At 63.1% G+C, this 26,782-nt stretch carries 24 protein-coding genes; 8 read left to right on the top strand and 16 right to left on the bottom strand.

Translation table 11 applies throughout. The features are described 5' to 3' along the window. On the bottom strand, positions 1-2,640 hold the full coding sequence (locus tag U1708_RS13630) for a TonB-dependent receptor (RefSeq protein ID WP_332746386.1): 2,640 nt from the start codon (positions 2,638-2,640) through the stop codon (positions 1-3). 654 nt (positions 2,641-3,294) lie between these two features. Here U1708_RS13630 and U1708_RS13625 point away from each other — a divergent pair. Then, a complete protein-coding gene (locus U1708_RS13625; RefSeq protein ID WP_332746385.1) occupies positions 3,295-4,152 on the top strand; it encodes a serine hydrolase in 858 nt (285 codons plus the stop codon). Between the two features lie 254 nt (positions 4,153-4,406). Here U1708_RS13625 and U1708_RS13620 read toward each other — a convergent pair whose 3' ends face one another. The 8 genes from U1708_RS13620 to U1708_RS13585 all read right to left on the bottom strand — a co-directional run bounded on the left by U1708_RS13620 (position 4,407) and on the right by U1708_RS13585 (position 12,746). Beyond that, positions 4,407-5,822 carry a PH domain-containing protein gene (locus tag U1708_RS13620; protein WP_332746384.1) on the bottom strand — a complete coding sequence of 472 codons (1,416 nt, stop codon included), beginning with the start codon at positions 5,820-5,822 and terminating at the stop codon, positions 4,407-4,409. Between the two features lie 59 nt (positions 5,823-5,881). After that, a complete protein-coding gene (locus U1708_RS13615; protein WP_332746425.1) occupies positions 5,882-6,277 on the bottom strand; it encodes a PH domain-containing protein in 396 nt (131 codons plus the stop codon). A 258-nt stretch (positions 6,278-6,535) separates the two neighbouring features. Then, the gene (locus U1708_RS13610; protein WP_332746383.1) at positions 6,536-8,158 is read right to left on the bottom strand and encodes a DUF5597 domain-containing protein; all 1,623 of its coding nucleotides are present in this window, start codon (positions 8,156-8,158) and stop codon (positions 6,536-6,538) included. Positions 8,159-8,259: 101 nt separating this feature from the next. Beyond that, positions 8,260-9,870: an alpha-N-arabinofuranosidase gene (locus U1708_RS13605; RefSeq protein WP_332746382.1), complete on the bottom strand. Its 1,611-nt coding sequence runs from the start codon at positions 9,868-9,870 to the stop codon at positions 8,260-8,262. 368 nt (positions 9,871-10,238) lie between these two features. Further along, a complete protein-coding gene (locus U1708_RS13600; protein WP_332746381.1) occupies positions 10,239-11,486 on the bottom strand; it encodes a DUF2254 domain-containing protein in 1,248 nt (415 codons plus the stop codon). A 165-nt stretch (positions 11,487-11,651) separates the two neighbouring features. Next, positions 11,652-12,014 (bottom strand): hypothetical protein, encoded by a 363-nt coding sequence (locus tag U1708_RS13595; RefSeq protein ID WP_332746424.1) that lies wholly within the window; start codon positions 12,012-12,014, stop codon positions 11,652-11,654. A 143-nt stretch (positions 12,015-12,157) separates the two neighbouring features. Continuing rightward, a complete protein-coding gene (locus U1708_RS13590; protein WP_332746380.1) occupies positions 12,158-12,535 on the bottom strand; it encodes a cation:proton antiporter domain-containing protein in 378 nt (125 codons plus the stop codon). A gap of 7 nt (positions 12,536-12,542) precedes the next feature. Continuing rightward, positions 12,543-12,746, bottom strand: coding sequence for a cation:proton antiporter domain-containing protein (locus U1708_RS13585; protein ID WP_332746379.1), 204 nt, complete (start codon positions 12,744-12,746; stop codon positions 12,543-12,545). 905 nt (positions 12,747-13,651) lie between these two features. Between U1708_RS13585 and U1708_RS13580 the strand changes: the two genes are divergently transcribed. Continuing rightward, positions 13,652-14,323 (top strand): cell wall hydrolase, encoded by a 672-nt coding sequence (locus U1708_RS13580; RefSeq protein WP_332746378.1) that lies wholly within the window; start codon positions 13,652-13,654, stop codon positions 14,321-14,323. A gap of 5 nt (positions 14,324-14,328) precedes the next feature. Here the strand turns inward: U1708_RS13580 and U1708_RS13575 are convergent, their stop codons facing one another. Both U1708_RS13575 and gntA read right to left on the bottom strand, forming a co-directional pair. Next, positions 14,329-14,916 (bottom strand): DUF1989 domain-containing protein, encoded by a 588-nt coding sequence (locus U1708_RS13575; protein WP_332746377.1) that lies wholly within the window; start codon positions 14,914-14,916, stop codon positions 14,329-14,331. Continuing rightward, entirely contained in the window at positions 14,909-15,595 is a 687-nt protein-coding gene (gene gntA, locus U1708_RS13570; RefSeq protein ID WP_443030051.1) for a guanitoxin biosynthesis heme-dependent pre-guanitoxin N-hydroxylase GntA, read from the bottom strand. The genes U1708_RS13575 and gntA overlap by 8 nt, the downstream gene beginning before the upstream one ends. A gap of 131 nt (positions 15,596-15,726) precedes the next feature. Here gntA and U1708_RS13565 point away from each other — a divergent pair, with 131 nt between their 5' ends. The 4 genes from U1708_RS13565 to U1708_RS13550 all read left to right on the top strand — a co-directional run bounded on the left by U1708_RS13565 (position 15,727) and on the right by U1708_RS13550 (position 20,212). Continuing rightward, on the top strand, positions 15,727-16,443 hold the full coding sequence (locus tag U1708_RS13565; RefSeq protein ID WP_307083895.1) for a Crp/Fnr family transcriptional regulator: 717 nt from the start codon (positions 15,727-15,729) through the stop codon (positions 16,441-16,443). A gap of 41 nt (positions 16,444-16,484) precedes the next feature. Next, entirely contained in the window at positions 16,485-16,667 is a 183-nt protein-coding gene (locus U1708_RS13560; RefSeq protein WP_307083898.1) for a hypothetical protein, read from the top strand. Positions 16,668-16,784: 117 nt separating this feature from the next. Next, entirely contained in the window at positions 16,785-18,917 is a 2,133-nt protein-coding gene (locus U1708_RS13555) for a M3 family metallopeptidase (protein WP_332746375.1), read from the top strand. Next, entirely contained in the window at positions 18,917-20,212 is a 1,296-nt protein-coding gene (locus U1708_RS13550; RefSeq protein ID WP_332746374.1) for an MFS transporter, read from the top strand. The genes U1708_RS13555 and U1708_RS13550 overlap by 1 nt, the downstream gene beginning before the upstream one ends. 122 nt (positions 20,213-20,334) lie before the next feature. Here U1708_RS13550 and U1708_RS13545 read toward each other — a convergent pair whose 3' ends face one another. The 5 genes from U1708_RS13545 to U1708_RS13525 all read right to left on the bottom strand — a co-directional run bounded on the left by U1708_RS13545 (position 20,335) and on the right by U1708_RS13525 (position 25,570). After that, positions 20,335-21,651, bottom strand: coding sequence for a sensor histidine kinase (locus tag U1708_RS13545; protein WP_332746373.1), 1,317 nt, complete (start codon positions 21,649-21,651; stop codon positions 20,335-20,337). Between the two features lie 38 nt (positions 21,652-21,689). Continuing rightward, positions 21,690-22,409: a response regulator gene (locus tag U1708_RS13540; RefSeq protein ID WP_332746423.1), complete on the bottom strand. Its 720-nt coding sequence runs from the start codon at positions 22,407-22,409 to the stop codon at positions 21,690-21,692. Positions 22,410-22,481: 72 nt separating this feature from the next. Beyond that, on the bottom strand, positions 22,482-22,994 hold the full coding sequence (locus U1708_RS13535) for an EF-hand domain-containing protein (protein ID WP_332746372.1): 513 nt from the start codon (positions 22,992-22,994) through the stop codon (positions 22,482-22,484). A 125-nt stretch (positions 22,995-23,119) separates the two neighbouring features. Next, complete coding sequence (locus tag U1708_RS13530) at positions 23,120-23,896, bottom strand: thioesterase family protein (protein WP_332746371.1); 777 nt, start codon at positions 23,894-23,896, stop codon at positions 23,120-23,122. Positions 23,897-23,986: 90 nt separating this feature from the next. Further along, positions 23,987-25,570, bottom strand: coding sequence for a class I adenylate-forming enzyme family protein (locus tag U1708_RS13525; RefSeq protein ID WP_332746370.1), 1,584 nt, complete (start codon positions 25,568-25,570; stop codon positions 23,987-23,989). 75 nt (positions 25,571-25,645) lie between these two features. On the opposite strand from U1708_RS13525, the gene U1708_RS13520 reads away from it, so the two are divergent. Further along, positions 25,646-26,260: a glutathione S-transferase family protein gene (locus tag U1708_RS13520; protein ID WP_332746369.1), complete on the top strand. Its 615-nt coding sequence runs from the start codon at positions 25,646-25,648 to the stop codon at positions 26,258-26,260. 29 nt (positions 26,261-26,289) lie between these two features. Continuing rightward, the gene (locus U1708_RS13515; RefSeq protein WP_332746368.1) at positions 26,290-26,583 is read left to right on the top strand and encodes an SDR family NAD(P)-dependent oxidoreductase; all 294 of its coding nucleotides are present in this window, start codon (positions 26,290-26,292) and stop codon (positions 26,581-26,583) included. Positions 26,584-26,782: the final 199 nt, after the last annotated feature.

Genomic DNA, 26,782 nt, shown 5'->3' with positions numbered 1-26,782 from the left:
TCAGCGCAGCATGATGTGGAAAAAGGCACCCTGGCCATAGTCGTCGACTTCGCTGACATAGCGCAGTCCGTTACCGACCAGGAACTTCGGCTGGTCGTTGAGCAGGTTGGTGATCTCGTATTTGAACGTCACGTGTTTCGTCACGCGGTGCCACAGCCCGAGGTTGACGGTGGTCAGCTCGGCGCGGCCGTTGTCGTCCTGCGCGGTCTCGCCGATGCCCTCCATATAGCTGCCGCGGTGCGTCACGGTGGCGCGGAACGCCCCGTCGATCGCGGGCAGGCGCAGCGTGGCACCGCCGTTGACGATCCATTTCGGCTGGTAGATCAGCCGGTCTAGCGAGCGCGTCCCGGCATCGCTGGTGATCGACATCCGGCCCTTCAGCCAGGTCGCGTTGAAAAACGGATCGATCCGCTGGCCGAACAGGTTCACGTCGTGATCGGCCGCCTGGAACTCCACGCCGTACAGTCGCGAGCTGTTCGCATTGAGCGGCTGGCGGACGCGGTAGTTGACGTCGTCGATCAGCTGGGTGGTCGTCAGCGTAAAGATGTCGTCCTTGATCCACTTGGCGAAGGCACCAAGCGAGATGATTCCGTCCTTGTGGAAATACTGCTCGAGCTGGACATCGAGATTGTCCGATCGGCGTGGGCGCAGATCGGGGTTGCCGCGGCTGATCGAGCAATCCGCCCCGCCGCTGTCCTCGTCGCCGCAATTGAGCGATTCCGGCTGGGCGATGTTGCCGGGCGTCGGACGCCCGAGCGTGCGGCTGTACGAGAACCGCAGCTTCTTGCCGCCGGCGAAGTCCTGGATGCCGGTGAACGACGGCAGCAGATACTGGTACCCGCCCTTGCTTCGCGTCATCACCGCCGACGCCGTGCCGCCGGTGATCGTCGGCTGGAACGCGGAAAAGCGCGTGTGGTCGTAGCGAACGCCGGCGACCAGCGTCGTGTCGTCGGTGGCGTAGTGGAGCGACAGATACGGCGTCACCAGCCGTTCGGTATAGCGATAGTCGCCGGTGATGCTGTCATAGGTTGAATTGGGCACGTCCTTGACGAACTTGGGCCAAAGCTCGCTCTTCACCCGCGCGTAATCGACCCAGGGGAAGGATTGCGGCGCGCCGACCGGTACATAGCCGGGATCGTAGAGATAATCGTTCATCGCCTGGCCGAGCTTGTATTCGGTCATATCGACGTTGCGCGACAGTTCCAGGTTGCGGAATTCGATCCCTGTGACGAAGCCGAAGCCACGATCCTCGGGCTCGGCGTTCCAGCCATAATCGACGCGCGTATTCGCCAGCCCCTCGTTGGCCATGCGGTAGGTCGTCTGTGCGGTGCTGAGCTTGTAGGGCGACCCGATCACCATGCCGGGCTTGTTGATCCCGGTGACGTACGGCAGGCCACCATTACCGTCGTTTCCCGCGGCCCAGTCCAGCGAAAGCCCGGTCGGATACGTCCGAACGCCGATATAGGGCTGCGTATTGTCGTACCTGGCGCGCGTATAGCCGCCGCGAACGCGCAGCGACGAGCGGTCGTCATGCCATTCGACATTGCCGATCGCGCCGACCGTCGCCTTGTTCCAGGTATCGTAGCGATAGCGCGAATAGATGCTGTTGATGTCCGATCCGCCGCCCTCGGCGGTAAGATCGCTGACCGCATTCTTGGTGTAGAAATCGTTCTTGTTCATCGTCGAGGATTCCCACTGACGATAATTGAACCCGAGTAGCGACGCATAGATATCGGTGCCGAGTGGGCGCCATTCGAACTTCGCCGAGCTGCCCGCGGTCTGGAGCCGATTGGTGTAGCTGCCATAGCTGTGGTTGTAGGGCACGGCGATGCCGTTCCACGCCGGATCGTCCGGCCCCGCCAGCTTCTTGCCGGCGTCGCTGAAGTAATATTTGGTGTCCTGCCACCATTTGCGCGAGTTGCGGATGCGGTTTTCGTACCGCGCCGAAAGGACCACGCCGAACTGGTCGCCCGCACCGAACTTGTCCGCGAACACCATCTTGCCGCCGCCGCCGAAATGCGGCGTGCTGCCGTTGCCGGCGTTGCTGCCGCCATCGCCCTTGAACGACGAATAGATGCCGTAGCCGTCGATCATCACGTAGCGCCGCTTCAGCGCGAAGGCGCTGCGCGTGACGACGTCGACGATGCCGCCGATCGCCGCGCCGTCCTGCTCGGCGGTGAAGGTCTTGTAGACGTCGTTGTGGAAGGCGAGTTCGGACGGGATCTGCTGGAGGTTGACCTTGCGCGAGCCTTCGCCGTCGTTGCCGATCGTGGCGAGGGTGATCCCGTCGATCGTGGTCTGGTTGAGATCGGGCGAGATGCCCCGGATGCTGACGAAGCGCGGCGCATCGCCGTCCTCGATCGCGCTGATCCCGGGCAGCAGGATCAGCTGACCCGCGACGCTACCGTCGGCTGACAGCGTCTCGAGATCGTCGAATACGATTGAATCACGTACCGACGTCGATTGCTCCTTGTCCGAGCGGGTCGCGCGATCGGCCATGACGATGATGTCGGACTTTGTCTGATCGGGATCACCGGTCGGGTCTTCGGCGTTTGCAGTACTAGCTGCGAACAGCAGTGGAAGCGCACAGGCTGCAGACGCGACCAACCGGACGCGTCTGGCGGGCGAAAGGAACAACATTGGGCCAGCATCTCCGAAAGGGACGAGCAGAGAGGCTTCCTAGAAACGGAAAGGCTGGCCCTACCCATTGTGAGACCAATCTATGGCCTTGAGCGCCTCGCCTATGATATCGACACGACATAACCGCGTCAGTTTTGCTGACCTTTTATGACAGTCGGCATTATTCAGGCGCACTGTTCGGTCGCGTATCAAGCTGTTTGGTACTGAGCTAGGCCCGTACTTAGCAGCGCGGACTAGGCAAGGCAGCCAATCTCGCATCGGTCGGGATGACTTTCGGAATTCATCGATTCCTAGGCAGTCATTTCGACCGACCGCTTAAACCGAAGGCAAGCGCTGCCGTGGAGCTCGACGAATGAACTTCGGAAGTTGGGAGGCGCGGAAGGGCGGCCCAACGGCGACTTATGGATCGAGGCGACGGTAGTTCGGGAAGGGCGGGTGTCGACGCTTGTCGTCTTCAAATCGGTCGGATGGCGGGGCCCCGATCTTAGACATGGAGGCTCGGCGGGCCTCGCCCAAAAGCTTCCGGGTCGTAGGTGCAACTCACTGGCTTGGCGACCTGCTGTTGTCCGAACCTCAACGACATGTAACATGAAATGTTGAGGCTTTCGGTTCACGGTGGCCACGTCGCTCAAAGCCAACACTCGAGGATGATCGATGCGCGCGCCCGTGCTTTCCCGTCTGCTTCTTTTCAGTGTTGCCGCAAACCTCCTTGTCCCGGCACCGGCGGCCGCGAGCTCCCCTGAACTCATCGGGCTTGAGAGCGCGCTGAGCAATCTCGTCGCGCAACGCTCGGGAGACTACGGGATTGCGGCGCTCGACCTTCGCGATGGCGCGATCGTTTCCATCAACGGCGACACCCCGTTCCCGATGGCGAGCACGGTCAAGCTCGCCATCGCGGCTACCTACCTCGCCGAGGTCGATCAAGGGCGACGGAGCCTCGGGGACATGATTGTTGGCCGATCCGCGGCGAAAGTCATGGAGTTGATGATTATCCGAAGTGACAACCAGGCAACCGACCAGTTGCTCGCCGCGCTTGGCGGCCCTGTCGCGATCCAGCAGTGGCTGTCGTCCCAGGATATACCTGGGATCCGGATGGACAGGACCATAGCCCAGTTGCTTCGCGACCGCGGCCACCTTGCCGACAGCAAGGACGTTGCCACGCCGATTGCCATGGTCAAGCTGTTGAACAAGCTGGATAACGGTACCGTTCTGACCGCGAAAAGCCGTGCCTTTCTGCTTGGACTGATGAGCCGATGCGCAACCGGAACCCGCCGCATCCGCGCCCTGCTCCCCGCAGGTGCTCGGGTAGAGGACAAGACCGGCACGCTGGACGGTATCACCAATGATGTGGGGTTCATTACAATGCCCGACGGTCGACGCGTGGCGGTCGTTGTATTCGCGCGAGGTGGACGCGATCGCCAGCCTGTCATTGCCGAAGTCGCACGCGCGATCTACGACCGCTTTGCGGATAGCGTCCGCAACGCGGTCGCGCTTTTCATGCAAATGCAGTGACCCGAGTTTAGCAGGGGTGGCTTCGGCAGGCGATCTCGAAATCGCCGCTCGCTCTGGACAATAGGATCGGCTGGAAAGCCCCATTTCGCGACATTGCTGCGAGCGTTCGCGGCCGCTGCTATCCGTCCTCGCTCCGCATGAACGAACGATCGAAGTTGGGCCGCGCGAATTTCACCAGAATGGCCGGTTCTGGGTCAGACCTGAAAAGCTACCGACAGCATATATCTCCGTCGGCTTGCGGCGTTGTTTTGCCGTCAAATCTCAGACAGATGATCGACGAGCATCCATCCGTCGGCCTCGTAAACATCATGAATGTTCGGGCCATAGAAGCGGTTGCCTCCCGCCGTGTCGATGAGGACACTGGCCAGCCCCAGTCGTCGTTGAATCCAGGTCTGTCGCAGCGTAACCGCTTGGATACGCGAGACTGGAATAACCCAGGTGTGACGAGTGAGAACGCCACGTTGTACCTGCAATAGCTCAGGTGTGAAGCCGTAGCGGTGATGGCGGCGTTCGAGCAAGGACAGCCCGCACAACGGTACAAGGAGCGCCAACGCAAGCAGAGTGGGGGGATAGAACCACGAAGCGCCGAGGATGAGCAGGGTGGGTATCGCCGCACGTCTTAGGAACGCACGCCACACATGGCCGCGGGCAACGACACATAAGTCGTCTGACCTTCTTCTTGGCAGTCGCAGTTCGATGAGGAGGTGGTCGATTTCGGCTGTATGACCCAGTGGTGCCAAATCCTGGAGCCCTTCGGCGCCTTCGCCGCCGAGCAGTTGCGTTCGCAGGCGCGACCAGCCGAAATGGCGGCGTAACAGCCCGTCATCAATGACGGCGAGTTGTACGCGAGGAAGAGAGATGATCGTCTCGATGCGCGTGAATAGTCCGCGCATGCGCCGTAAGCGTCCGTCTTCTTTCATAAGCTTAAAGGCGTGGTCGCGCAGCATCGTACGTACGATTCCCGCCGTAAGGCCGATCGTCAGCACGACCATAGTGCCAGCGGCAAGAGCGCCTGCCCAAGCAAGCACAGGCAACGACCGAACAGTGTCGGTACTCGCCGCAGCCGCTTTCCAGAGGACGCTGCGATCCACGTTCATCAGTCCGGCGAGATACTGAAGAGCGCCGAGTCCTATCGCGATCCAGACCAGCGAGAAGTTGAAAGATCCCCAGAGCAGCACGCGTCTTGTGCTCATAGCAAAGAGTGGTGTTTCGGCGGCAGGAACAGTTGCTGCCTCTTCGGTGCCGACACTAGGATTCTCGAGCGTAACAGTGCGTCGGCGATGCAGAGCAGCGCGGAGCCTTTTGGCCTCCGCGTACGATACGCTGTCCAGCGAACCCTCGTCGATACCGGAGCCGCCGGTTTCCAACGTTACCTTGGCGAGCGCGAACATGCGTTGCAGCGGACCACGCTCGATGCCGATGTCGGCAAGGCGCTCATAGGGTATGGTGCGACGATTGCGGCTGAACATCCCGCTCTCGATGACGATCGCGTCGGCGGCTAGCGCGTACGTAAACCGGTACCATGTCAAAAGGCGGACCAAGGCCACGGCAAGGGCGGCGGTAATGCCGCCAGTCACCACCATCCACCAATCAGCACGTGCCACCACCGCGAGCAGGGCGGGGATACCGAGCAGCGTCGACGGCGCCTTGCGGATGACGGAGATGATCATCGAAGCTGGGTGCAGCCGACGCGGCGCTTCATCGAGACGTAACGGAGTATCAGTCTTGCTCACCAAGCCTCCGGGCGGATGCGCACACGGATCGAGTCACGCAGTTCTTCAGCTTTGACGCGAGACAGTCCGGGCAGGACAACGACGGCATGCGACGTACCCGCGGTATGCAGGATCAGGCGGGCGACGCCGAAGGCACGTTCGACCGGGCCTTGCGAGACGTCGATATGTTGAACTCGCGTGAGGGGAACCACGGTATGGACCTGCGTCCAGGTTCCGTGGGCCACGTGAAGTTCGTCAGGTGCTAGCGCCCAGCCCCAAGCGCGCCAGCGCCGCCGAGGTGTGATCACGGCCAACCACAGCGCCACTAACGCCCCGATGGCGAAGCCCGGCCAGCTCGGCCATCCCAGCTGATCGTTCACGACTCTACCGAGCATCGCGATGGCGCCACCCACGATCAACGAGGGGACAAGAGCTCCGACGTGCATTACGGCTTGCTGCCCAGGTTCCAGGCGACTTAGAGCGACAGGTACTGGTTTCATTTCTACCCTATGGAAGCAGCCTGCAGGCGGACTCAAGCCGTGCTTTCGTTCCACGTCAACGTGGGTAATGGGGGGATATCGAAGTCGAGGTCATCATCATCGTCCTGCTGCGAGTCGCTTGAGGCATTCCGGACAGGTCGTCCGCGGTCGACGTCGGGGTTACCGGCCTGATTAATATGCTGCCAGCTTGATCCGCAAGACTTGTGGCAACGTCGTCAGGTTGAGGCCGCTCCCTGTCTGGTCACCGTTCCAGATACGATCGAATACCCATACACCATTCTCGAAATGGCCTTCCTCAACCTTGGCGAGCATGAACCGTTCGTTCTTCGCTGAGTCGAAGCGGACACGGACGCGGTGTCCCACAAGCAGAAACTCATTGGGTGACAATTGGGCGATCACGGCTCCGCCGTCGGGTATAGCGCGATCCGGTACCGGTTCGGTCTTCCCCAACCAACTGTCACCGACGGTTCCCATCTGCCATTCGCCATAGGTTAGCGTTGCAGTCCAGCGATCGCCAAGCCGCAACGTTTCGGGCTTTCGATCATCGGCCTCGCCCGCGCCCCAGACCTTGTTTTCGAATGAAAGCTTGGCCCATTCCCGCGCCATCGGGGCAAATCGTTTGTAGTGAACGGCAAAGTTCTCGACGGCCTGTGCGTTCACTTCCCTGGCGCCAAGCGGGTAGTTCGAAAATCCCGAGTAATCGAGGCCGAAGGGCGCAAAGCCGATGCCCTGCCGACCTAGGACATCGTAGAAGTGCCGCGCATAGCCCTTGTCGCTCCCGATTTCCGGAACGAACAGGGCATTGGCCGGGCCGCCATATTGATCCAGCGTCTTACGCACCCTGGAGCTGTCGCGGTCGTAGATATCCGGCGCGATGGCATCGATCGCCGGCCCGGCAGCCTTCCATATGCTCAAGACGTTCCACGTCGGACCGCCAGAGGAATAGGTGAACGGATCCTGATATTTGAACGGGTCGCGTAGCGCGGCATTGACGTACATCGGCAACGGCAGCTCCCGCTTACCCGCGGCGGCAATCTCGTTCACGTACTTTTCGATATGCCAGGCGTGAAAATACTCGTCGGCATCCTTGCCGAAAGCCTGTGTCCAGGTGCCGGGCTTGGCGCGCATCGCCTTGATCAGCTCTGCGGGTACGGGCTTGTCGAAAAGCTGCTGTGCCGTGGGCGAGAAGTCGCGAACGGCGCTGTAGGTGCCCGTCTCGTTCTCGACCTGAACCATGATGACGCTGTGGTCCTGATCGACAGCCTTGAGATGCTGCATCAGCCCGACGAATGCGCGCTTGTCCGCGTCGAGCGTTGACCGGAAGTGTGGTGACAGCGAGTTCTTGACCTCGCCTTTTGCGGTCACGACGCGTGGAAAGCGGGCGTTGTTCAGTTTCACCCATTCCGGTGCATAGTCGGGATTGTTGTTCTTCCAGGTTCCGAACCAGAGCAGAACCAGCTTGACGTCGTTCGTCCGTGCCTGCTTGAGCAGTTCGTCGACGAACGAGAAATCGAACGTTCCTTCGGTCGGCTCGATCTGCTCCCAGGCGATCGGCATCTCCAGTGTATTGGCATGGGCAGCCTTCACCGCCGGCCACACAGTCGGCAGTTGAGACGGATAATTGGCCGAATTGTTCGCCTGAAGCCCGAGCATAAGGAATGGCGCGCCGTCGACGATCAATGCGTGACGGCCATCCTTCTCGACCAGGCGGGGTAAGTCTGCCGCTGACGCGATGCCGCCCATCGCCACGCCAAGAAGCGCCACGAGGGATATGTGCTTGACTGAATGGAGCATTTTTTCTCGCCTTACCCTGTAACCCGCTTGCCCGTCGTGGACATCGCATCAAACACAAACGGCGTCCCGCAGCGATTTGTATGATTTTTAAACGGCGCGCGCTACTGCGTGACCGAGAGCACCGTGACCGATCTCGGCGGTAGTGTCAGGCTGATCCGCCCGTTGCTCACCCGGGCAGCAATCTGCCGCGGTACGACCGAGTCCGGCTTGTCGTAGGTGTTGACGGCATCGACCCGGTCGGCGGTCAGCACCGTTCCGGACGCAGTCCTTGCCCGTATGCCCTGGAACTGCGCATCGATCTGCGCCGGCGCGTTGGCGTCGACGTTCGTCAGCGCGATCCACAGCTTTCCATTCTGGGCACGCGCGGCGATCGCGTCGATGCGCGGCACGCTGACATCGTCGAAACGATAGGTGCCGGCGTCAAAGGTGATCGGCAACCGCGTCGCATCCTGGAACGGCACGTACATCTTGAACAGATGGTAGGTGGGCGTCAGCACCATCTTCGGTCCGTCGGTCAGGATCATCGCCTGAAGCACGTTCACCATCTGAGCGATCGCGGTCATCCGAACGCGGTCTGCATGGCGCGTGAACATGTTCAGGTTGATGGAAGCGATGATCGCGTCGCGGATCGAGTTCTGCTGATGCAGGAAGCCGTCGCGGCTGCCGGGCAGCTTGGCCAGCCAGACGCCCCATTCGTCGATGACCAGCGGGACCTTCTTCACCGGGTCGTACTTGTCCATGACCGCCGAGTGGATGCGGATCATGTCCTCCATCTTCAGCGTGTCCTTGATCAGGGTCGCATATTCACGCTCACCGAACCCGGTGCTGGCATAGGCCGGCGGCCAACTGACCCAGGTATAATTGTGCAGCGACAGCCCTTCGATGCTCCAGCTCCAGTCGTGTCCCTTCCAGGCGCGCATCACCGCCTCGGTATAGTCGGTCCCGGGCGATCCCGGCCCGACCGCGATGCGCTGCATCGGATTCGACCCGGCAACCGATCCGCCCGCCGGATTGTCGGTCCCCTGCTGCTCGAGGTTCAGGTTGCGCGCGAAGCGGGCGTAGCGCTTCATTTCGTCGACATAATATTCCGATCGATACGCGCCGCCGCAGCTCCAGCTTTCGTTGCCGATGCCGAGGAACTTCACCTGATACGGTTCGCGGTGACCGTTGGCGGCGCGTTCGGCACCGGCAGTCGTGCCCGGATCGGCGGTCATATACGCCATCCAGTCGGCAGCTTCCTTGACGCTGCCCGATCCCATGTTGACCGAAATATAGGCCTCGGATCCGATCTGCTGGATGAAGTCGAAAAACTCGTCCGTGCCGAAATCGTTCTTCTCGAGCGCGTTGCCCCAGCTGCCGTTGACGGTGACGGCCCGCTTTGCCCGCGGACCGATGCCATCGCGCCAATGATATTCGTCGGCGAAACATCCGCCGGGCCAGCGGACGCTGGGTACCTTCAACGCCTTCAGTGCAGTCAGAACGTCGGTGCGCAGGCCGCGAACGTTCGGGATGGGCGAGCCGTCGCCAACCCATACGCCCCCGTAAATCCCAGTGCCCAGATTTTCGGCAAACTGGCCAAAGATGTCGCGATCGATCCGGGGGCCGGTGCCATCCGCCGCGATCGAAACCGTAATCCGTGCTGCTTGGGGAGGAGACGAGGATGCCGAAGACGCAGCCATCGCTGCCGCGACCATACTGAAGAGCTTTCTCATGCCATCCCCCCCTTGCAGCCGCCTTGAACGGCGTGCATTTGTCGGACATTATAGCGCAAACCATTCGCAGGAACAATTCCGCGCGGGTTGCCTAAAAACCGACCTTGGTCGCTATCCCGCTGGTCGTTTCGTTCAGGTCCTCATGCGCCGAGAGTCCGAGTTGACCAGAGTGGCCGGCTAATAACGTTTGGACGCGGGGGTAGCCGAGCTTGACGAAGCGTAGCTTGTGGTTTTCCCGTCTTAAAGCGCCAGACCGCAAACGGCTCGATCCGAGCTACGAGCGGAAGATGAACTAGCGACCGACTGTGGGAAGTGGGGCGGAGAGCCTGAACGGCAACTTATGGGTCAGGTTTGCCTAGTCGGAACTATCAGCCTGGTTCGGCGAAGTGACTATAGTGCGTGTGCTCTAGGAGCATGTGGTCTCGTTCGTTCGTCATCGCCGCCTTCGAGCGCTCTGCCGCATCGTGCGCTTCCTGTTTGATGAGCGGTCGGAACAGCTCGGCATGTCGGGCTAATGCACCAAGGGCTTTTTGCAGCCTGATGCCGACTTCAACGATCGCCGCGCCATCGCGCGCGATCGGACGACACCAGTCGTCGAGCAACTCGGTAAAGTGTATCGGCGGGACATGAACCCGGGCGGGCAGCTGCGTACCCTCCTTTATACGATGATCAGCCAAGCGCAACATCACACGGGCACTCGCTTCGATCACCGCGATTGCCGTTCCGGGATCGTTGACCGCCGGTGACAATGCGCGTGACGCGATCTCGGATAGCACGACCAGCCCAAACCGTGGATCGTGATCAAATGTGCGGTGGTGGGACAGGGTAAACGCCTGTCTGACCTTGTCGACCGCAGTGTCGTCGCACCCGCCCGCGACAAGCGCTATCGGCCGCTCGGGTTCGACGAGCTTGCCGGGCAACGCGAGGACATGGATATCCGCACCGATCGCCTCTGCCAGCTTTCCGAGCACCGCAACGTCGACGTGGGTGACCCGCGCCATCGTCTTCGGCATGACTGGCGTCATGCCGCGAGCGTCTGGCTGCGTCCGCTCGGTGCCGAGCGCTAGCGGAACGGGGATCGTGTCAACTGCCGCTATTGCCGCCCGCTCTACCCGATCGATCGTGTCGGACACCCGTCCGAACCGCGTGATATGCTCGATCCAGCGCAACAGGGTGACGACGATGAAGATGATGACTGCAACCGTGCCGGCCAGGAGGATGACACGCCCGGTCTCGCTGTACAGCCCGGTCGACAGTGCGATGATGCCAACGATGGCGAACAGGAAGCTGCCTAAAAAAGTCGCGAGCGTGTTTTGCGCCGTGCTGTCGTCGATCAGCAGCTGGACCGCGCGGGGCGTTATCGTGCTGGTCGCGCCCGAATAGGCAGACACCATCGCGGTCAGCGAGAAGGTGGTCACCGCCAACATGCTCGACGCCAGGATCGTCAGGATGCCATCGACCGACTTTGCGCCGATGGTCGCGGCGAACTGGTAGGAGATGGTGTGTCCAACCAGTGCACCTGCAAGGGCGAGTGCGCCCCCGAACGCGCTTACTAATGCTGCTCGGAACCACATCCTGCGTGTCAGCAGGCGGATGAGCCACTGCCACCGCGTCAAAGCCGTTCCCCTTCGAGCGTCCAAGCATTGGCGAGCTGCTCCGGTTCCAGGTAGGACCGTATCAATGCCTTACTCCGGCTGATTCAGTCAGGCTCCATCGGCGGAGCAGCCGCAGCATCGTCAATCCCTGAGCAAAGATCGAGAGGGCCACCACGCCAAAGGTGATCACAACGATCTCGCCCCGTTCGACGACGCTGACAGGCACCGCCAGGGCAAGCGCCAGCCCGACCGCACCGCGCAGGCCACCCCATAACCAAAACACTGATAGGTCGCCGGAAGCCGCAGCCCGGATCGTGCGAACGGCAGGGCAAGCGGATAGACCGCCGCTGCGCGACCAATCAGGGTCAGGACGATCACGCTGACCAGAGGCAGCGATACCAGTGCGATGGGTTGGTGCGCCTCGTGGCTACCGATCAACAAGAACAGGCAGGAGTTGTCGAGAAAGGCGGCATAGGCCGAGAAGTCCAGCACGTGCTGGCGGCCGGCGACCGATATCGATCCGCGTGGTCCGACATTGCCGTTGATCAGCCCTGCCGCCAGAGCGGCGAAGACGCCTGATGCATGTACATGTTCTGCCAGAAGAAATGATCCTCAGGCGACGACGGTCGTCAGTGTGACCTCGACCCGATGATCCGTCGTTCGTCCCGCGACGGTCAGAACGGCTATGCCGATCACAGCGCCGATAGCGACCCCGCCCACGACCGCCACAGCAGCACAAGCGACGTTTCTGCAGCGGTCAGTGTCCCACCATTGGCGATACCGACGAGGATCGCAAAGCCGACTGCCGCGCCGCCGTCGTTGAGCAGGCTCTCGGACTCGACGACCATGCTCAGCCGGGGTTCCGCCTTCATCTCCTTGAACGCGGCGATCACCGACACCGGGTCGGTAGCAGCGATCAGCACGCCGAAGAACGCCGCGCCGAGCACGCTCCAGCCTAGCAGGAAGTGCATGCCCGCCGTCACCACCGCCGCACTGATCGCCACACCGGCAAAAGCGAGTACGATCGTGAGCGGCAACTTCGCCCGAAACCGTGACCAACGCAGCTGCATCGCCGCTTCAAAAGATCAATGGCGGCAGGAAGACGTTGAATATCAGCTCGCGCGATAGCGGGAGGTCAGCGCCGATCGGTATATAGGCGAGTCCGATGCCCGCAAGGACGAGACCCGCCGTGTAGGGAAGACCGATGCGCCGGGGCAGCATCGCCACGAGAGAAGCCACGACCAGCATCGTGCCGAGCTCCGTCAGTCCTATCTCTGCCATCAGGCCCCTTTCAGATGCGACGCATCATGGCCGGGCCATCAAGGACCGATTGCCGACGTTCGCGGCTGGCTGATCCAGAGGAATTTACGGTAGCAGGCAGGCGTAAGCCACGAAGAACGAGATCGTCATAGTGACAAGCACGATGCCTATCCCGAGCCAACCATTGAGAGGTGGCTTCTTCGAGGTGCTGGCTTCGCAAGGTGATTTTGTCATGCGGCGACTAAAGGCTCGAGCGGCTTCCGGCGAAACCTAAGCCGGCGGTCAAGGCTTGGTCCATCCTATCGGGCAAGCTAGAAGCTGCAGAAACCGCCCGAGTTCGGACGCTCGGGCGGTTCGGGTTTCCCGATTCGGCGGTTCAACCGGCTTGTTGCATTAGCGTCTGTTCGCCCTTTCCAACTTCGTTAGCGCAGTTGCCTGCGCCGAACCTTAACCTTGCAGCCGTGCGGCCGATCGCAGCGTTCGCACCGGCTTTTCCCGCGCCGGAACCGTATCGCCGCAGACAACTCACGCCAATCGGGTGGAACCCGCGATGTTCTGGGCGGATCGGCATAGCCGATTTGGACAACCCCGTTCAGGAACAACAGCCAGGAGGCGGCCCAGTCAGCGCGGATTATGCAAAATTCGAATCTGGATCAGTCGGCTGTGGCGAGCTGTGCCATCATGAGTTGGCGCACTGCCTCGGGACTAGACAGTGGGCGTGCCCCCTACGCTCTGAGGATAGGGGCACTTAAGGGGGCACTTTCCAAATCAACGAATTATGAAACCACAGGAAAAACAATATCATGATAGGCAAAAACCGGCAGAGGCCAGGGGCACCATCTCTTTACGACGATCACGCTTCGACCCTCCGGGGGAGGGGCACGCGGATCGTTTCCTTGCGAAAATTTCGCCGGTAAGGACGCGGGATGGCGAAGCGACCGGCCCGATATGTCTCATCGCGACGACGCAACGGATCCGGGCGGAGGCCATCGTCCGAGCATTGGCTTCTCCTGCTCGGCGCCGTGGTCGCGTTTGCCGCGATCTTCGGATCGCTGACCGATCTGCCTTGGCCGACCGAAACCACTACAACTGATCGCAAGCCACGGTTGACGATGGCTCAGGCTCGGGTCTCCAACGCGCTCGTTCCGATCGTAGCGGACAAACGCAAAAGGGCGGCACCGTTCCGCTTCCGCGGCGGACCTGCAGCACGCCTCCAGGCGACCGACTGCCTCGCGACCGCCGCGCTCTACGAAGCGGGCAGCGACCGTGACGCGCAGCGCGCAGTCATTCAAGTGGTGCTCAATCGGGTCGGTGCCCGCGGCTTTCCAAAGACCGTGTGCGGAGTCGTCTACCAAGGTTCAAACCGCAAGACGGGATGTCAATTCTCGTTCACTTGCGACGGATCACAGACACGCCGACCCGAACACGACGGATGGGACCAAGCAAGACGCGCCGCGCGCCGAGCGATGAACGGCTACGTCTACAGGCCAGTCGGCCGCGCGACCCATTACCATACCGATTGGCTGGTGCCGTACTGGCGCGGCTCGCTCGTCAAGGTTGCGACCGTGGAGTCACACATCTTCTACCAGCGCCGCTGAGCGGTTCAGTCGATCCTGTACTGGACCGGCTTGAACGAGCCCCCGTTCGATTGCAGCGCCGAGCATGCAGTCATGCCGATCACCAGGTCCATCGCCGCGCGGAACACGATCGTATCGCCAGCCTTGCTCAGCGGAGGCTCGACCGTGAACGTCCCGGTCTCGCCGTTGATCGGCACGTTCATGAAGCAGTTGAACGCGACCGGAATCTGGTCCGGCTCCACGCCCCAAGGCTCGAGCGCCTCCGCGAGATTGCCGAAGCAGCCCCGATGCGGATCGGTGTCGCCATAGATGATCGCGAAGGTTTCCTTCGAGCACGGCGTCAGCAGGAAGTCGTGCCGGCCGACATCGTCCGACACGATCTCCAGCATCACGTTGCTGCGGTTCGAATAGAGCAGGTCGCCGGTCGTGAGATACAACCGGCTTGCGTAATCGAGCGTCCGCCCCGACGAGATCGCCTCCCGCACGTCCGCCCGGTTGTAGGCAAGGAGATCGGAAACCTGCCGCCCCTCGGGATCGATCACGGTCAGTGTCTGCCCCTTGTCGAGCGTGAACCCAGCACCCGAACGCGGCGGGATCGTCTTGATGTCAGCCACGTGCTTCGCCTCGCTTGAAAGGGCATTTCCAGGATTCGTCGACGACGCGCCCGCTATATTGTCGTGCCTCGCTCGATTCTCCATGGCGCGACAGCATCGGGTTCATCGATCCTGCATATTCCAGATCGCGCGCAAGGATCGACGAGCGAAGCTTGTCGTAGCGTTGCTGATCACGCAGCACCTCGAACTGGTCGTGCAGGTTGAATACCATCGCCGGCGATTCAAATTTACGCGCGGGACGGCTAGCGTTCGGATGCAAGCCAACCACGAAGAACGCCTCGCCCGCAAAGCTCAGCGAGAAATGCGGATCGTCGGGATCGCTGCTCACCGACGGATCCGGACGGTAGCCGAGCCACTCGTCCTTGTCGCTAAGTGATTGAGCACGCGCCCAAAGATGGGCTTCGAACTCTTCCTCCGACAGCAAAGCAGGCGCTTCGAAGAGAATGATAAGCGTCCGAAAGATCGCACGATCCTCGCGGTATTTCCGGACTGTCTCGCCCAGTGCCGGAGAAATTCGCATGTCATCCCAAGCGGATCGCACGTCGCGCGCGACGAGGATATCCATCTGCCCCTTGGCAAGCGCGGATTTCGCGCCGACGCAGGGGAACTGTGGTGCCTGCACGTTCTCGATGAACTTGCGCGCCAAGGGATGATCATTTTGGAAAACTGGCTGATACATGGTCGGGGAGGAACCCGCGAACCGCAGCAATGTTTCGCTCATGGTACAACCTTTGATACGTATCAGTACGAATCCCGATCTGTTCTTTTTGCCGGCGTGGCGGTACGGGAGCAGACGAAGAAGGGGCGTCGATGATCTCGGAAAAATTCCTCATGGGGCGAGGCCGCCATGAACTCAGCAGCGAAGAAAAGCAGGTTCTGGAGGACGGTATCGAATCCGTTCGCCAGGTGCCTGCGCGCAAGCAGATCGTCCGTGCGGGCGACCTGATCGATACGAGCACTCTGTTGCTCGAAGGTTTCGTGTGCCGCTACATGGACGACCGCGAGGGCCAGCGTCAGCTGGTCGCGGTGCACGTGCCCGGCGATTTCGTCGACCTGCACGCGTTTCCGATGAAGCGGCTCGATCACGATATCGCGACGCTCGGGCCCGTGAAGATCGCCTGCTTCGAACACCGCACGCTGCAGTCGATCACCGAGCGTTATCCGCACCTGACGCAGAAACTGTGGTTCAGCACGCTGCTCGACGCGGCAATGCACCGCGAGTGGATATTCCGGCTGGGGCGTCTAGGCGCGGAGGGCCGCATCGCGCATCTGTTCTGCGAGCTGAATGCGCGGCTGGAAATGGTCGGGATGGCGGCCGATGGGCGCTACATGCTGCCGATGACACAACCCGACCTGGCCGAGGCGAGCGGGCTGACCGGGGTCCACGTCAACCGCGTGCTGAGGGCGCTCCGCGAGAAAAATCTCCTGACGTTCAAGGCCGGCGAGGTAAATATTCTGGATCATAAAGCGCTGGCAGCCGTTGCGGAGTTCGAACCACAATATCTGTACGGTTACAGGGGCGACTGACTGCTGCGGGTCGCCGACCGGACCGGGTCTGGAGTGCGATGATGTTGAAGCCGGAAACGATACCGGGCGTAGCAGCAGCGGAGAATGGCGTCGTAACGCTGGACGGGGCCGACGGCCTGGCCATCGCGATGACGCCCGAGGCGGCTGCGGAAACGGGTCGCCGGCTGATCGCGGCGGCGGCACTGGCGGCTACGCAAGCGACCGACGAATTGCCTTTGGATTGACCGGAAACGGAATCTGACGGGAATTCCACGGGGGAGGGCCGGGGCCAAATGAGCCATACGGGTTCCGCTACGTAACTTTATCTCTATGCTACCCGGAACGTCGACCGGGAGATCCATGTGCAATTTCTATACCTCGCCGCCAGTGCCGTCGCGCTGATGGCGTCTACCTCCGTCATCGCGCAGACGGGCGCTCGGACCAGTCCGGCTACGACGCCTGCCAGTAACCCTTTGCTCGCCGACTGGACCGGCCCGATGGGCGGCGTGCCACCGTGGGACAAGGTTCGCCCCGAGCTGTTCCCGCAGGCGTTCGAGACGACGCTGGCCGAGCGGACCGCCGACTATCGCAAGATCGCCGACAATCCGGCCAAGCCGACTTTCGCCAACACGATCGTGCCGATGCAGCTAGCCGGCAAGCGTTACGGCCAGGTGATGACGCTGTTCGGCGTGATGACCGGCAACATGAACACGCCCGCCTACCAGAAGCTCGACCGCGAATGGTCGCCGAAATTCTCCGCGGCGTCGGACGCGATCACCTTCGACAAGCCGCTGTTCGCGCGGATTCAGGCGATCTACGATACGCGCAATTCGAGCGGGTTGAATGCCCAGCAAATCCGGCTCGTGACGCGGATCTACGACAGCTATGTGCGGCAGGGCGCCAAGCTGAACGATGCGCAGAAGGCGCAGCTTTCGCAGTATAATCAGCAGCTCGCGACCGCGTTCTCGACGTTCGGCGAGAAGCTGCTCGCGGACGAGAGCAAGGCCATCTCGGTCGCCGACGAGGCGCAACTCGCCGGGCTTCCCGACAGCGTGAAGGCGGTAGCCAAGGCCGCGGCGGCCGAGCGGAAGCTGCCGGGTTTTGCGATCGTCAACACGCGGTCGGCGGTCGATCCGGTCCTGACCTACGCCACCGACCGTGCACTGCGCGAGAAGGTGTGGCGCGCGTTCGTCAACCGCGGCGATAACGGCGATGCGAACGACACGAACGCGACGATCGCGCAGATCGTCAAGCTGCGCGCCGACCGTGCGCACCTGCTCGGGTTCAAGACGCATGCCGACTGGCGCATGCAGGACACGATGGCGAAGACGCCTGCCGCGGCGATGGACCTGATGATGCGCGTCTGGCCCGCCGCCAAGGGGCGCGTCGCCGAAGAGGTCGCGGACATGCAGAAGGTCGCCGGCACCTCGCTGACGATCGAACCGTGGGATTATCGCTTCTACCAGGAGAAGGTGCGCAAAGCCCGCTACGATCTCGATCAGGCGCAGCTGAAGCCGTATTTCGAGCTCGGCAACATCATCCAGGGGTCGCTGTACGCCGCCAACCGGCTTTACGGGCTGAACTTCAAGGAGATCACCGGGACGGTGCCGGTGTTCGAGCCGAACATGCGCGTGTGGAGCGTCACCGACAAGAATGGCAAGGACGTCGGGCTGTTCTATCGCGACGATTTCGCGCGGACCGGCAAGCGGTCGGGTGCGTGGGCGAACACGTATCGTGGCCAGCGGGGCCTTGCCCCGGCGCAGCTGGTGCTGTCGTCGAACAACAATAATTTCGCCAAGGGTGCGCCCGGCGAGCCGATCCTGATCAGTCTCGATGATGCGCAGACGCTGTTCCACGAGTTCGGCCATGCGATCCATGCGATGCTCCAGAACGTCTATTATCCGGGGCTCGCCGGCACGCCGCGCGACTTCGTGGAATATCCGAGCCAGGTGAACGAGCATTGGCTGCTGACCCGCGACGTGCTCGACAAATACGCGCGGCATTACCAGACCAAGGCGGCGATGCCGCAGGACCTGCTCGACAAGATCGAGAAATCGCGCACCTTCAACCAGGGCTTCGCGACCACCGAATATCTGTCGTCGGCGATCGTCGACATGAAGATCCACACCGTGCCCGACGGCGTGATCGATCCCGACAAGTTCGAGGCCGCGACGCTCGCCGAGATCGGCATGCCGAAGCAGCTGGTGATGCGTCACCGCGTGCCGCAGTTCCAGCATCTGTTCGCGTCGGACAGCTATTCGGCGGGCTATTACAGCTACCTCTGGTCCGAGACGATGGACGCTGACACCTTCGCGGCGTTCGAGGAAGCGGGCAGTCCTTGGGACAAGGCGACGGCGGACAAGTTCGCGCGCGTGCTGCTGTCGACGGGTAACGAGACCGATCGCGCCGAGGCGTATCGCGCGTTCCGCGGTCGTGATCCGGATGTGAACGCGCTGCTCAAGAAGCGCGGCTTTGCAACGCAGGGGACCAAGTGATGGCGAGCAGCACAATCGCGCCGGAGAAGAACCACCGCCTTAAATCGATCCTTGGTGGGTCTGCAGGCAATCTCGTCGAGTGGTTCGACTGGTACGTCTATTCGGCATTCGGGCTGTATTTCGCGCCGGTGTTCTTCCCCAAGGGCAATTCGACCGCGCAGTTGATGAGCGTCGCCGCGGTGTTCGCGGTCGGCTTCCTGATGCGGCCGATCGGCGCGTGGGTGATGGGCATCTATGCCGATCGCCACGGGCGCAAATCGGGCCTGACGCTGTCGGTGACGCTGATGTGCGCGGGCTCGTTCCTGATCGCGATCACGCCGGGCTTCGCGACGATCGGCTGGATCGCGCCGGCGTTGCTGATCCTCGCACGCCTGATGCAGGGTCTCAGCGTCGGCGGCGAATATGGCGCGAGTGCGGTGTATCTGTCGGAAATGGCGGGCAAGTCGCGGCGCGGCTTCTTCTCCAGTTTCCAGTACGTTACGCTGATCGCGGGGCAGTTGCTGGCGCTCGGCGTGTTGCTGCTGCTGCAGTCGACGCTGGACACGGCACAGCTCGACGCCTGGGGCTGGCGGATTCCGTTCGCGATCGGCGGCGTGCTCGCGCTGGTCGTGTTCCGCATCCGTCGCGGGCTGCTCGAGACCGAGAGCTATCAGAACGCCAAGGCTGATGGCACGCCGAAATCGAGCGGGTGGCTGTTGTTCAGCAAATATCCGCGCGAGGCGTTCACCGTGCTGCTGCTCACCGCGGGCGGTACGCTCGCCTTCTATGCGTACACCACGTACATGCAGAAGTTCCTGGTCAATACGAGTGGGTTCAGCCGTGAATCCGCGACGCTGATCATGACCGCGGCGCTGGCGTTATACGCAGCGTTCCAGCCGGCGGCCGGGGCATTGTCGGATCGGATCGGGCGGAAACCGCTGATGGTCGGGTTCGGGATCGCCGGCGTGCTGTGCACGGTGCCGATCTTCACCGTGCTTGAGACTGCCACGAACCCCTATCTGGCGTTCGGTCTGGTGGTCGGGTCGCTGTTCATCGTGACCGGCTACACCGCGATCAACGCGGTGGTGAAGGCGGAACTGTTCCCGGCGCACGTCCGCGCGCTGGGTGTCGCTTTGCCGTATGCCCTGGCGAACACGATGTTCGGTGGGACCGCGGAGTATGTCGCACTGTGGCTGAAGAACGAGGGCATGGAGCGTGGGTTCTACTGGTATGTGACCGCGATGATCGGCGTGTCGCTGATCGTGTACCTCCGCATGAAGGACACGCGGACGCACAGCCAGATCCTCGAAGACTAGGTGCGCGCTGTTCCTCTCCCCTGCGGGGAGAGGGCTGGGGTGAGGGGCTGCTCCAGGCGTCCCGCTGCTTGGCTGCCCCTCACCCCGACCCTCTCCCCGGAGGGGAGAGGGAGCAGGAAGAACTACCGCGGCAGCTCGATGATCGCGTCGAGGCCGCCGGTCGCGCGGTTGATCAGGCGGATTTCGCCGCCGGCTTCACGCACGATCGCGCGGGCGAGGGCGAGACCAAGGCCGATGCCCCCGGTCTCGCGATTACGCGAACTCTCCAGCCGGGTGAACGCGTCGAACACGTCGCCCATCCGGTCCTCCGGGATCCCCGGTCCCTGATCCGCTACGACGATCGCGACGCAGCGCGGGTCCGCCTCAACGCGTACCTCCGCCGACACGCCGTATTTGATTGCGTTCTCGATCAGGTTGCGGACCGCGCGACGGATCAGCGACGGGCGCAGATGCATCCGCAGCCGCTCAGTTTCGACGAAGCTTACATCGCTGCCGATATCGCGAAAATCCTCGACCACGGCATCGACTAGCGCCGCCAAATCGACATCGGTCAGCGGCTCGCTCGGTCGCCCGAGCCTCGCCAGCGACAGGATGTCGTCGAGCGTGCGGTTCATCTCCGCCACGGTGTCGATCATCTTCACGCGGTCGGTATCGTCCTCGACCGACTCGATCCGCACGCGCAAGGCCGCCAGCGGCGTGCGCAGATCATGGCCGATCGCGCCGAGCATCCGGTCCTTCTCGTCGAGCATGCCCGTCACGCGCAGCCGCAGCGCGTTGAACGCGGTGATCAGCGCCGCGACGTCGTCGGGCCCGTCCGCGCGCATCGGCGTACCGGGCTCGCCTGGACGAAAGGACTCTGCTGCGACGCGGAGATCGCGGAGCGGTCGCGATAGCCGGCGGACGATCCACAGCACGGGTAAGAGCACGATGATGTACAGGATCGCGGTCTGGGTGAGCAGCGCGATCAGCAGGCGCCATCCCGGTTGCGGCCAGGGTGCCGCCGCAGTCAGCCAGCCACGACCGGGTTGTTGAACGGCGATCAACAGCGTGGCACCGTCGGGGTCGCGGCGGTGGATACCGGCGCGGCGGCGGTCGTCGTGTTCAGCTTCTGCATCCTGGTCCGAGGACGGTCTGAGCCCGGTATCGATCACACCCACCGTCACGCCCTGATCGGCAAGTTGCCGTCGCAATTCCTCGGCGACCTCGGGGTGGCGTTCATACGCGCCCGGGGGAATGGGATTCTGCGCGAGACGGCGGACCCTCCCGCGATCCGCTGTGAGCGGTCGGCCGGCATGCGCTTCCCGGTCGAGCGCGTCGGCGATCCGGATCGCGACGGGGCGGGTCGCTTGGGACAGGCGGAACTCGACACGATCGCGCAGGACGAGCCCTAAATTGATGACCTGCGCCACCAACAGCGCGAGTGCGATCAGCAGCGCCATCTGGCCAGCGAGACTGCGCGGCCACGGCCGGAACCGCGTCACAAGCGCGTGACTTCCGCCGCCAGCGTATAGCCGCCGCCCCACACCGTCTTGATCAGTTCGGGTGTCTTCGCATCCGCCTCGATCTTCCGTCGCAGCCGGCTGATCTGGTTGTCGATCGCACGGTCGAACGCCGCCGCCTCGCGCCCCTGCGTCAGGTCGAGCAACTGGTCGCGCGTCAGCACCTGGCGCGGCCGCGTCACGAGCGCGAGCAGCAAATTATACTCGCCGGTCGACAGCGGGACCGACACGCCCTCGCGGTCGACCAGCGCACGCTCGCCAGATTTCAGCACCCAACCGGCGAACCCGTACGAACTGCTCTCCGGCGCATGTTGCCGTGAACCACCCGCGGTCGCGCGCCGCAGCACCACCTTGACCCGCGTTGCCAGTTCGCGCGGCGAGAACGGCTTAACGACGTAATCGTCCGCGCCCATCTCCAGCCCGACGATCCGGTCCGTCTCCTCCGCGCGCGCGGTCAGCAGGATCACCGGCACGTCGCTCGTCGCGGCGATGTGGCGGCACAGCGACAGCCCGTCCTCGCCCGGCATCATGATGTCGAGGATGACGAGATCGATCGCATACGCCGTCAGCCGCGTCCTCGCCGCCTCGGCATCGCCCGCCTGCGTGACGCGGAACCCCTGCTTGGTGAGGTACACGGCCAACGGCTCGCGGATCGAGCGCTCGTCGTCGACGAGCAGCAAATGCGGCATATCTCCCATCGGGGCAGTGTCTAGCATGGCGGCTGTCCAGGGGAAGCATCGGGGTTCACCCGCTGCTTCCCCGTTTCCTAGTTATCGAGCAGGCGTAGGTGCGGGCACGGTCACGGGCGCGGTCACGCCGCCGCGGCGTTCGCGCCGGTCGACGTGGCGCATCTCGGCGGCATTGGCACGCTCGGTTGCGTCGATCGTGCCGTCGTGATTGGCGTCCATCCGGTCGAACCGCTTGAGCGCGCGAGCTGTGAACGCCTCGCGCGTCACGCTGCCGTCGCCGTCGGAGGCCATCCCACGACCCATGCCATCATGCTTGCGCCTGCCCGGCGACGGCACGGGACCATCGCGACCGCTCGCGACCATCCGATCGTGCAGCGCGGCACGATAGGCCTGCATCTCGCCGCCGGTCACCCGGCCGTCGCGATCGGTATCCATCTGCGCGAACCGGGCGTCGGCCTGCGCGATCGCTTCCGCGCGCGTGGCGACGCCGCTCGCATCCTGACGCATAGGCGCCACGGGGGCAGTTTGCGCATTGCTGGCGGCGGAGGTGATCGCGCTGGCGGCGATCATCAGGGTGAGGACGGTCTTGCGCATGTCGGTCTCCGGCGGAGTGGGACGAATTCCCATCGAATAACCGCCGTCTAAACCCCGGTTGTCGCACGGTTCTGCCGCCGTGGCGGCAATGTGTCGCAAGATATGTCAGGGGCCGGGATATGGGGTCAGGCGAAGATCGCGACGCTCTGCATCTGTTCGGCGACCGGCATGCCGTCGGCGTTCCAGATCGCCATCTGCTGGCTCGAACTGCCGTCCTTCGTATAGTCGGTCGTCGCACGAAGCAGCCACCAGCCGTCGCGCGTTACCGGCTGCGGGCCGAGAATGTTGAGCAGCCATGTCATCGAACTGAGCGGCGCAGGCCCGCCGAGCAGCTTCAGCGCGGCAGGCGGCAGGCAATCCGCGACGGCCATGAGTTCGACCATAGGATCGAGCCCGTCACGGTCGACCAGCCGGGCCCAGCGGAGCCACTCGGCGGGCCCGACGCTGTCGTCGCGGCGGTCGAGCAGGTCGAAATTGCGCGAGAACGCGACCGCGCTATGGCCGCGGAACGTCTGCGTATCGGGCTGCGGCATCGGAAAGTCCGGCGCGCCGCCGGTCTGGTGATCGACGCGCGACTCCACCAAGCCCATGAATACGAAGGTCGCGCGTAGGCCGAGCCCGGCCTCGCTCTCGACATCCGCCTGGACGAACGCGGCGTTGCGCCCGCGCCGTAGTCGGCTCGCACGGATCGTGATGTCGCCCGACAGCGGCCCGATGAACGACACCTGCGCGGACCGCAGCGGCGGCAGGTCGATGTCGGACTGCTGCGCGGCATGCAGAGCAAGCGCTGCCGAGAACCCGCCATATGCAGTCCGGCCCTGCAGCCAGTTCTCCGGCACCGTCCCGCGTAAGCCATCTTCGGTCCGCACCAGCGCGTCGATCGCCTGTTTGAGGCTGGTCATTTGGGGTCCTTTCCATGTTTTCATCCTGGGCTCGACCCAGGATCCAGAGCCAAGCAGCCCGACGCCTATGGCTCTGGATCCTGACTTTCGTCAGGATGACGGAAGAGTTGCAATAAGCCGATCGCGGAGTTCGCGCTTGAGCACCTTGCCGATCGCGCTTCGAGGCAGTTCCTCGGCTATGTGGAGCGCGGACAGTCGCTGCGTCTTGCCGAGTTGCGCGTTCGCCCACGCCAGGATCGACGGCGCATCTTCGGTCGCGCCATTGCGCGGGACGTAGAAGCCGACCGGCGTCTCGCCCCAGGCCTCCGACGGTACGCCGATCACCGCACAGTCCGCGACCGCCGGATGCTGCGCCAACACCGCCTCCAGGTCGGACGGATAGATGTTGAACCCGCCCGAGATGATCAGGTCCTTCTTCCGGTCCATCAGCGTGAGGAAACCGTCCTCGTCGAACCGCCCGACGTCGCCGTGGCGGATGTAGCGGTTGCCGTCCGCGTCATGCCATTCGGCATCGCGCGTCGCATCCGCGCGGCCGTGATAGCCGTTCATCATCGCCGGGCTGCGACCGACGACTTCGCCCATTTCCCCTGGCGCGACCTCGACACCGTCATCGTCGATCAGGCGGATTTCGTGGCCCGGCATCGGCTGGCCGACGGTGTGGAGCTTGGTTGGGTTGGCTGTCGCGTTCAACGCGCAACTCGCGCCGCCCTCGGTCATGCCGTAGAATTCGACCAGCACACCCGGCCAGCGCGCGACCACATCGGCCTTCAGCGCTGCGGAGAAGGGCGCGCTGGTACTGGTCTTGAAGCGGAATGCCGACAGGTCGAAGTCATCGAAATCGGGCAGCGCCATGATCCGCTGATACTGGACCGGGACCAGCATCGTGTGCGTCGCGCGGTACCACTCGGCGAGTTCGAGATACGCGCGCGCCTCGAACTTCCCCATCAGTACGACGGTGCCACCCCAGCCGAGCGTCGGCAGGAAGCTGACCAATGTGGTGTTCGAATAGAGCGGGGTGGCGATCATCGTGACTGCGGTGTCGAACCCCGCTGCGGTGTTGCGCGAAATGTGGGCCCAGCGCATCGCATGGCTCTGGACGATGCCCTTGGGCGTGCCGGTCGTGCCCGATGAGTAGATGATGTTGAACGGGTCTTCGGAAGCGATCGCGACGCGCGCCGGGCTTGCGTTTTCTGGGGCGAGCCACTTCGAGTAAGCTTGTTCCCCCGCGAAGGCGGGGGCCCAGTCTGGACTCCCGCCTTCGCGGGGGAACAAGATGGGACGGGCTGAAAGCGTTTGCCTCTCCAGCGCCCGAGCATTCTCCGCATCGAGGAACACGATCGGCGCGCCGCTATCCGCAATCATCGCCGCGATCGCCGCCGGCGTAGCGGATGGCGCGATCGGCGTCGCGACACACCCCGCACGTACCGCACCAAGGAAAGCGGCTGCATAGTCCGTCGTCGGTGCCGCAACGATGGCCACCGCAGCCCCCGGTGTCACCCCGTCGCGCTGCAACGCCGCAGCGACCCGGTTCATCATCCCATCGAGCGTCCGATAGTCGATGCTGCCCTGCGCATCCGCAACCGCAGTGCGATCCCCCCGTTCGAGCGCATGCGCGTGGATCAGATCGGGCAGCGTGGCGAAGCCCGTGGTGAGCATGTCTGCGGCAGTCGTCATCCGCGCATCGCTAGGCGAATGCGTCCGGCGATGCCATACGGTATATTCGAAAACCGAAATCGAGGAGAAGCGGATTTGCTGTTCTACGATAGCGCGCTACCCGCGCCCAACCCACGTCGCGTCCGTATCTTCCTCGCCGAAAAGCATGTCCGCGTGCCGATGGCGCAGATCTCGATCCCCAAGGCCGAACACAAGTCGGCCTCGTTCCTGTCGGTCAATGCGCTCGGCCAGACTCCCGCGCTCGCGTTCGACGACGGTCGCGTGTTGACCGAAAGCGTGGCGATCTGTCGCTATTTCGAGGTGTTGCACCCCGAGCCCCCGCTGTTCGGCAATGGCGCTCACAACATCGCCGAGATAGACATGTGGATCCGGCGGATCGAGCTGCGGCTGATGACGCCGCTGTCGATGGTGTGGCTGCACACGCATCCCTGGACCGCGCGGATCGTCCAGCCACAATATACCGAATTCGGCGATAGCCAGCGCCCGCGCGTGCTGGCGGCGATGACGGAGTTCGATCATGCGCTCGACGGCCGCGACTGGCTCGACGGCGAGCGCTACACGATCGCCGACATCGTCCTGCTGACGACGATCGACTTCGCGAAGTTCGTCGGCCTCGTGGTGCCCGACGATCTGACGCACCTAAAGGCGTGGCACGCTCGCGCATCGGCTCGCCCGAGTGCGCAGGCATGAGCAATGCCTAGCGAGGTGCCGTCGCCGTCGTGGCGGGCGGCGGCCCAGGGATCGGCGGGCACGAGGATCGCGATGCGCTCGACGTCGAGGACTTCATCGACCTCTACGGGCTCAACACGATCGCCCCGTTCCAGATGGTCCCAGCGTTGCGCGCGAGCCCGATGGGCGCGGTCGTCAGCGTGGCGAGTGTCGCGGGCGTTTTTGGCATGGGATTGTCGGTCGCCCCCGCCGACTCGAAGGGCGCGTTGGTGATGATGACTAAGACCTTGGCGCGTGTCCTTGCCCCAAGATCCGGGTCGATGCCGATGCGCCGCGAGCCTTGAGATTTCAAACCGAAGCCACGGGTCGAACCGATCGAAGTGGACAGTTAAGTCACCACCCCGGCGGAGGCCGGGGGCCAAATGGAACGGCTCTCGTGACGAAGCGCTGCCTTAAGTTGAGCAGCGGCCCCCAACTGGGCCCCGGCCTTCGCCGGGGTAGTGTTTAAGAGGGCAAACTTGCCTTCACGTTGCCGTCACGCCG

The organism is Sphingomonas arabinosi, assembly GCF_036663715.1.
GTDB lineage: Bacteria > Pseudomonadota > Alphaproteobacteria > Sphingomonadales > Sphingomonadaceae > Sphingomonas.
This window is presented reverse-complemented; position numbering and strand designations above follow the sequence as displayed.

Bases quoted from the DNA above. Each gene is read 5' to 3' on its own strand.
- U1708_RS13630 (WP_332746386.1), bottom strand. From the start codon at position 2,640: ATGTTGTTCCTTTCGCCCGCCAGACGCGTCCGGTTGGTCGCGTCTGCA.
- U1708_RS13625 (WP_332746385.1), top strand. From the start codon at position 3,295: ATGCGCGCGCCCGTGCTTTCCCGTCTGCTTCTTTTCAGTGTTGCCGCA.
- U1708_RS13620 (WP_332746384.1), bottom strand. From the start codon at position 5,822: ATGATCATCTCCGTCATCCGCAAGGCGCCGTCGACGCTGCTCGGTATC.
- U1708_RS13610 (WP_332746383.1), bottom strand. From the start codon at position 8,158: ATGCTCCATTCAGTCAAGCACATATCCCTCGTGGCGCTTCTTGGCGTG.
- U1708_RS13605 (WP_332746382.1), bottom strand. From the start codon at position 9,870: ATGAGAAAGCTCTTCAGTATGGTCGCGGCAGCGATGGCTGCGTCTTCG.
- U1708_RS13590 (WP_332746380.1), bottom strand. From the start codon at position 12,535: ATGCAGCTGCGTTGGTCACGGTTTCGGGCGAAGTTGCCGCTCACGATC.
- U1708_RS13585 (WP_332746379.1), bottom strand. From the start codon at position 12,746: ATGGCAGAGATAGGACTGACGGAGCTCGGCACGATGCTGGTCGTGGCT.
- U1708_RS13580 (WP_332746378.1), top strand. From the start codon at position 13,652: ATGGCGAAGCGACCGGCCCGATATGTCTCATCGCGACGACGCAACGGA.
- gntA (WP_443030051.1), bottom strand. From the start codon at position 15,595: ATGTATCAGCCAGTTTTCCAAAATGATCATCCCTTGGCGCGCAAGTTC.
- U1708_RS13565 (WP_307083895.1), top strand. From the start codon at position 15,727: ATGATCTCGGAAAAATTCCTCATGGGGCGAGGCCGCCATGAACTCAGC.
- U1708_RS13560 (WP_307083898.1), top strand. From the start codon at position 16,485: ATGTTGAAGCCGGAAACGATACCGGGCGTAGCAGCAGCGGAGAATGGC.
- U1708_RS13550 (WP_332746374.1), top strand. From the start codon at position 18,917: ATGGCGAGCAGCACAATCGCGCCGGAGAAGAACCACCGCCTTAAATCG.
- U1708_RS13545 (WP_332746373.1), bottom strand. From the start codon at position 21,651: ATGGCGCTGCTGATCGCACTCGCGCTGTTGGTGGCGCAGGTCATCAAT.
- U1708_RS13540 (WP_332746423.1), bottom strand. From the start codon at position 22,409: ATGGGAGATATGCCGCATTTGCTGCTCGTCGACGACGAGCGCTCGATC.
- U1708_RS13535 (WP_332746372.1), bottom strand. From the start codon at position 22,994: ATGCGCAAGACCGTCCTCACCCTGATGATCGCCGCCAGCGCGATCACC.
- U1708_RS13530 (WP_332746371.1), bottom strand. From the start codon at position 23,896: ATGACCAGCCTCAAACAGGCGATCGACGCGCTGGTGCGGACCGAAGAT.
- U1708_RS13525 (WP_332746370.1), bottom strand. From the start codon at position 25,570: ATGACGACTGCCGCAGACATGCTCACCACGGGCTTCGCCACGCTGCCC.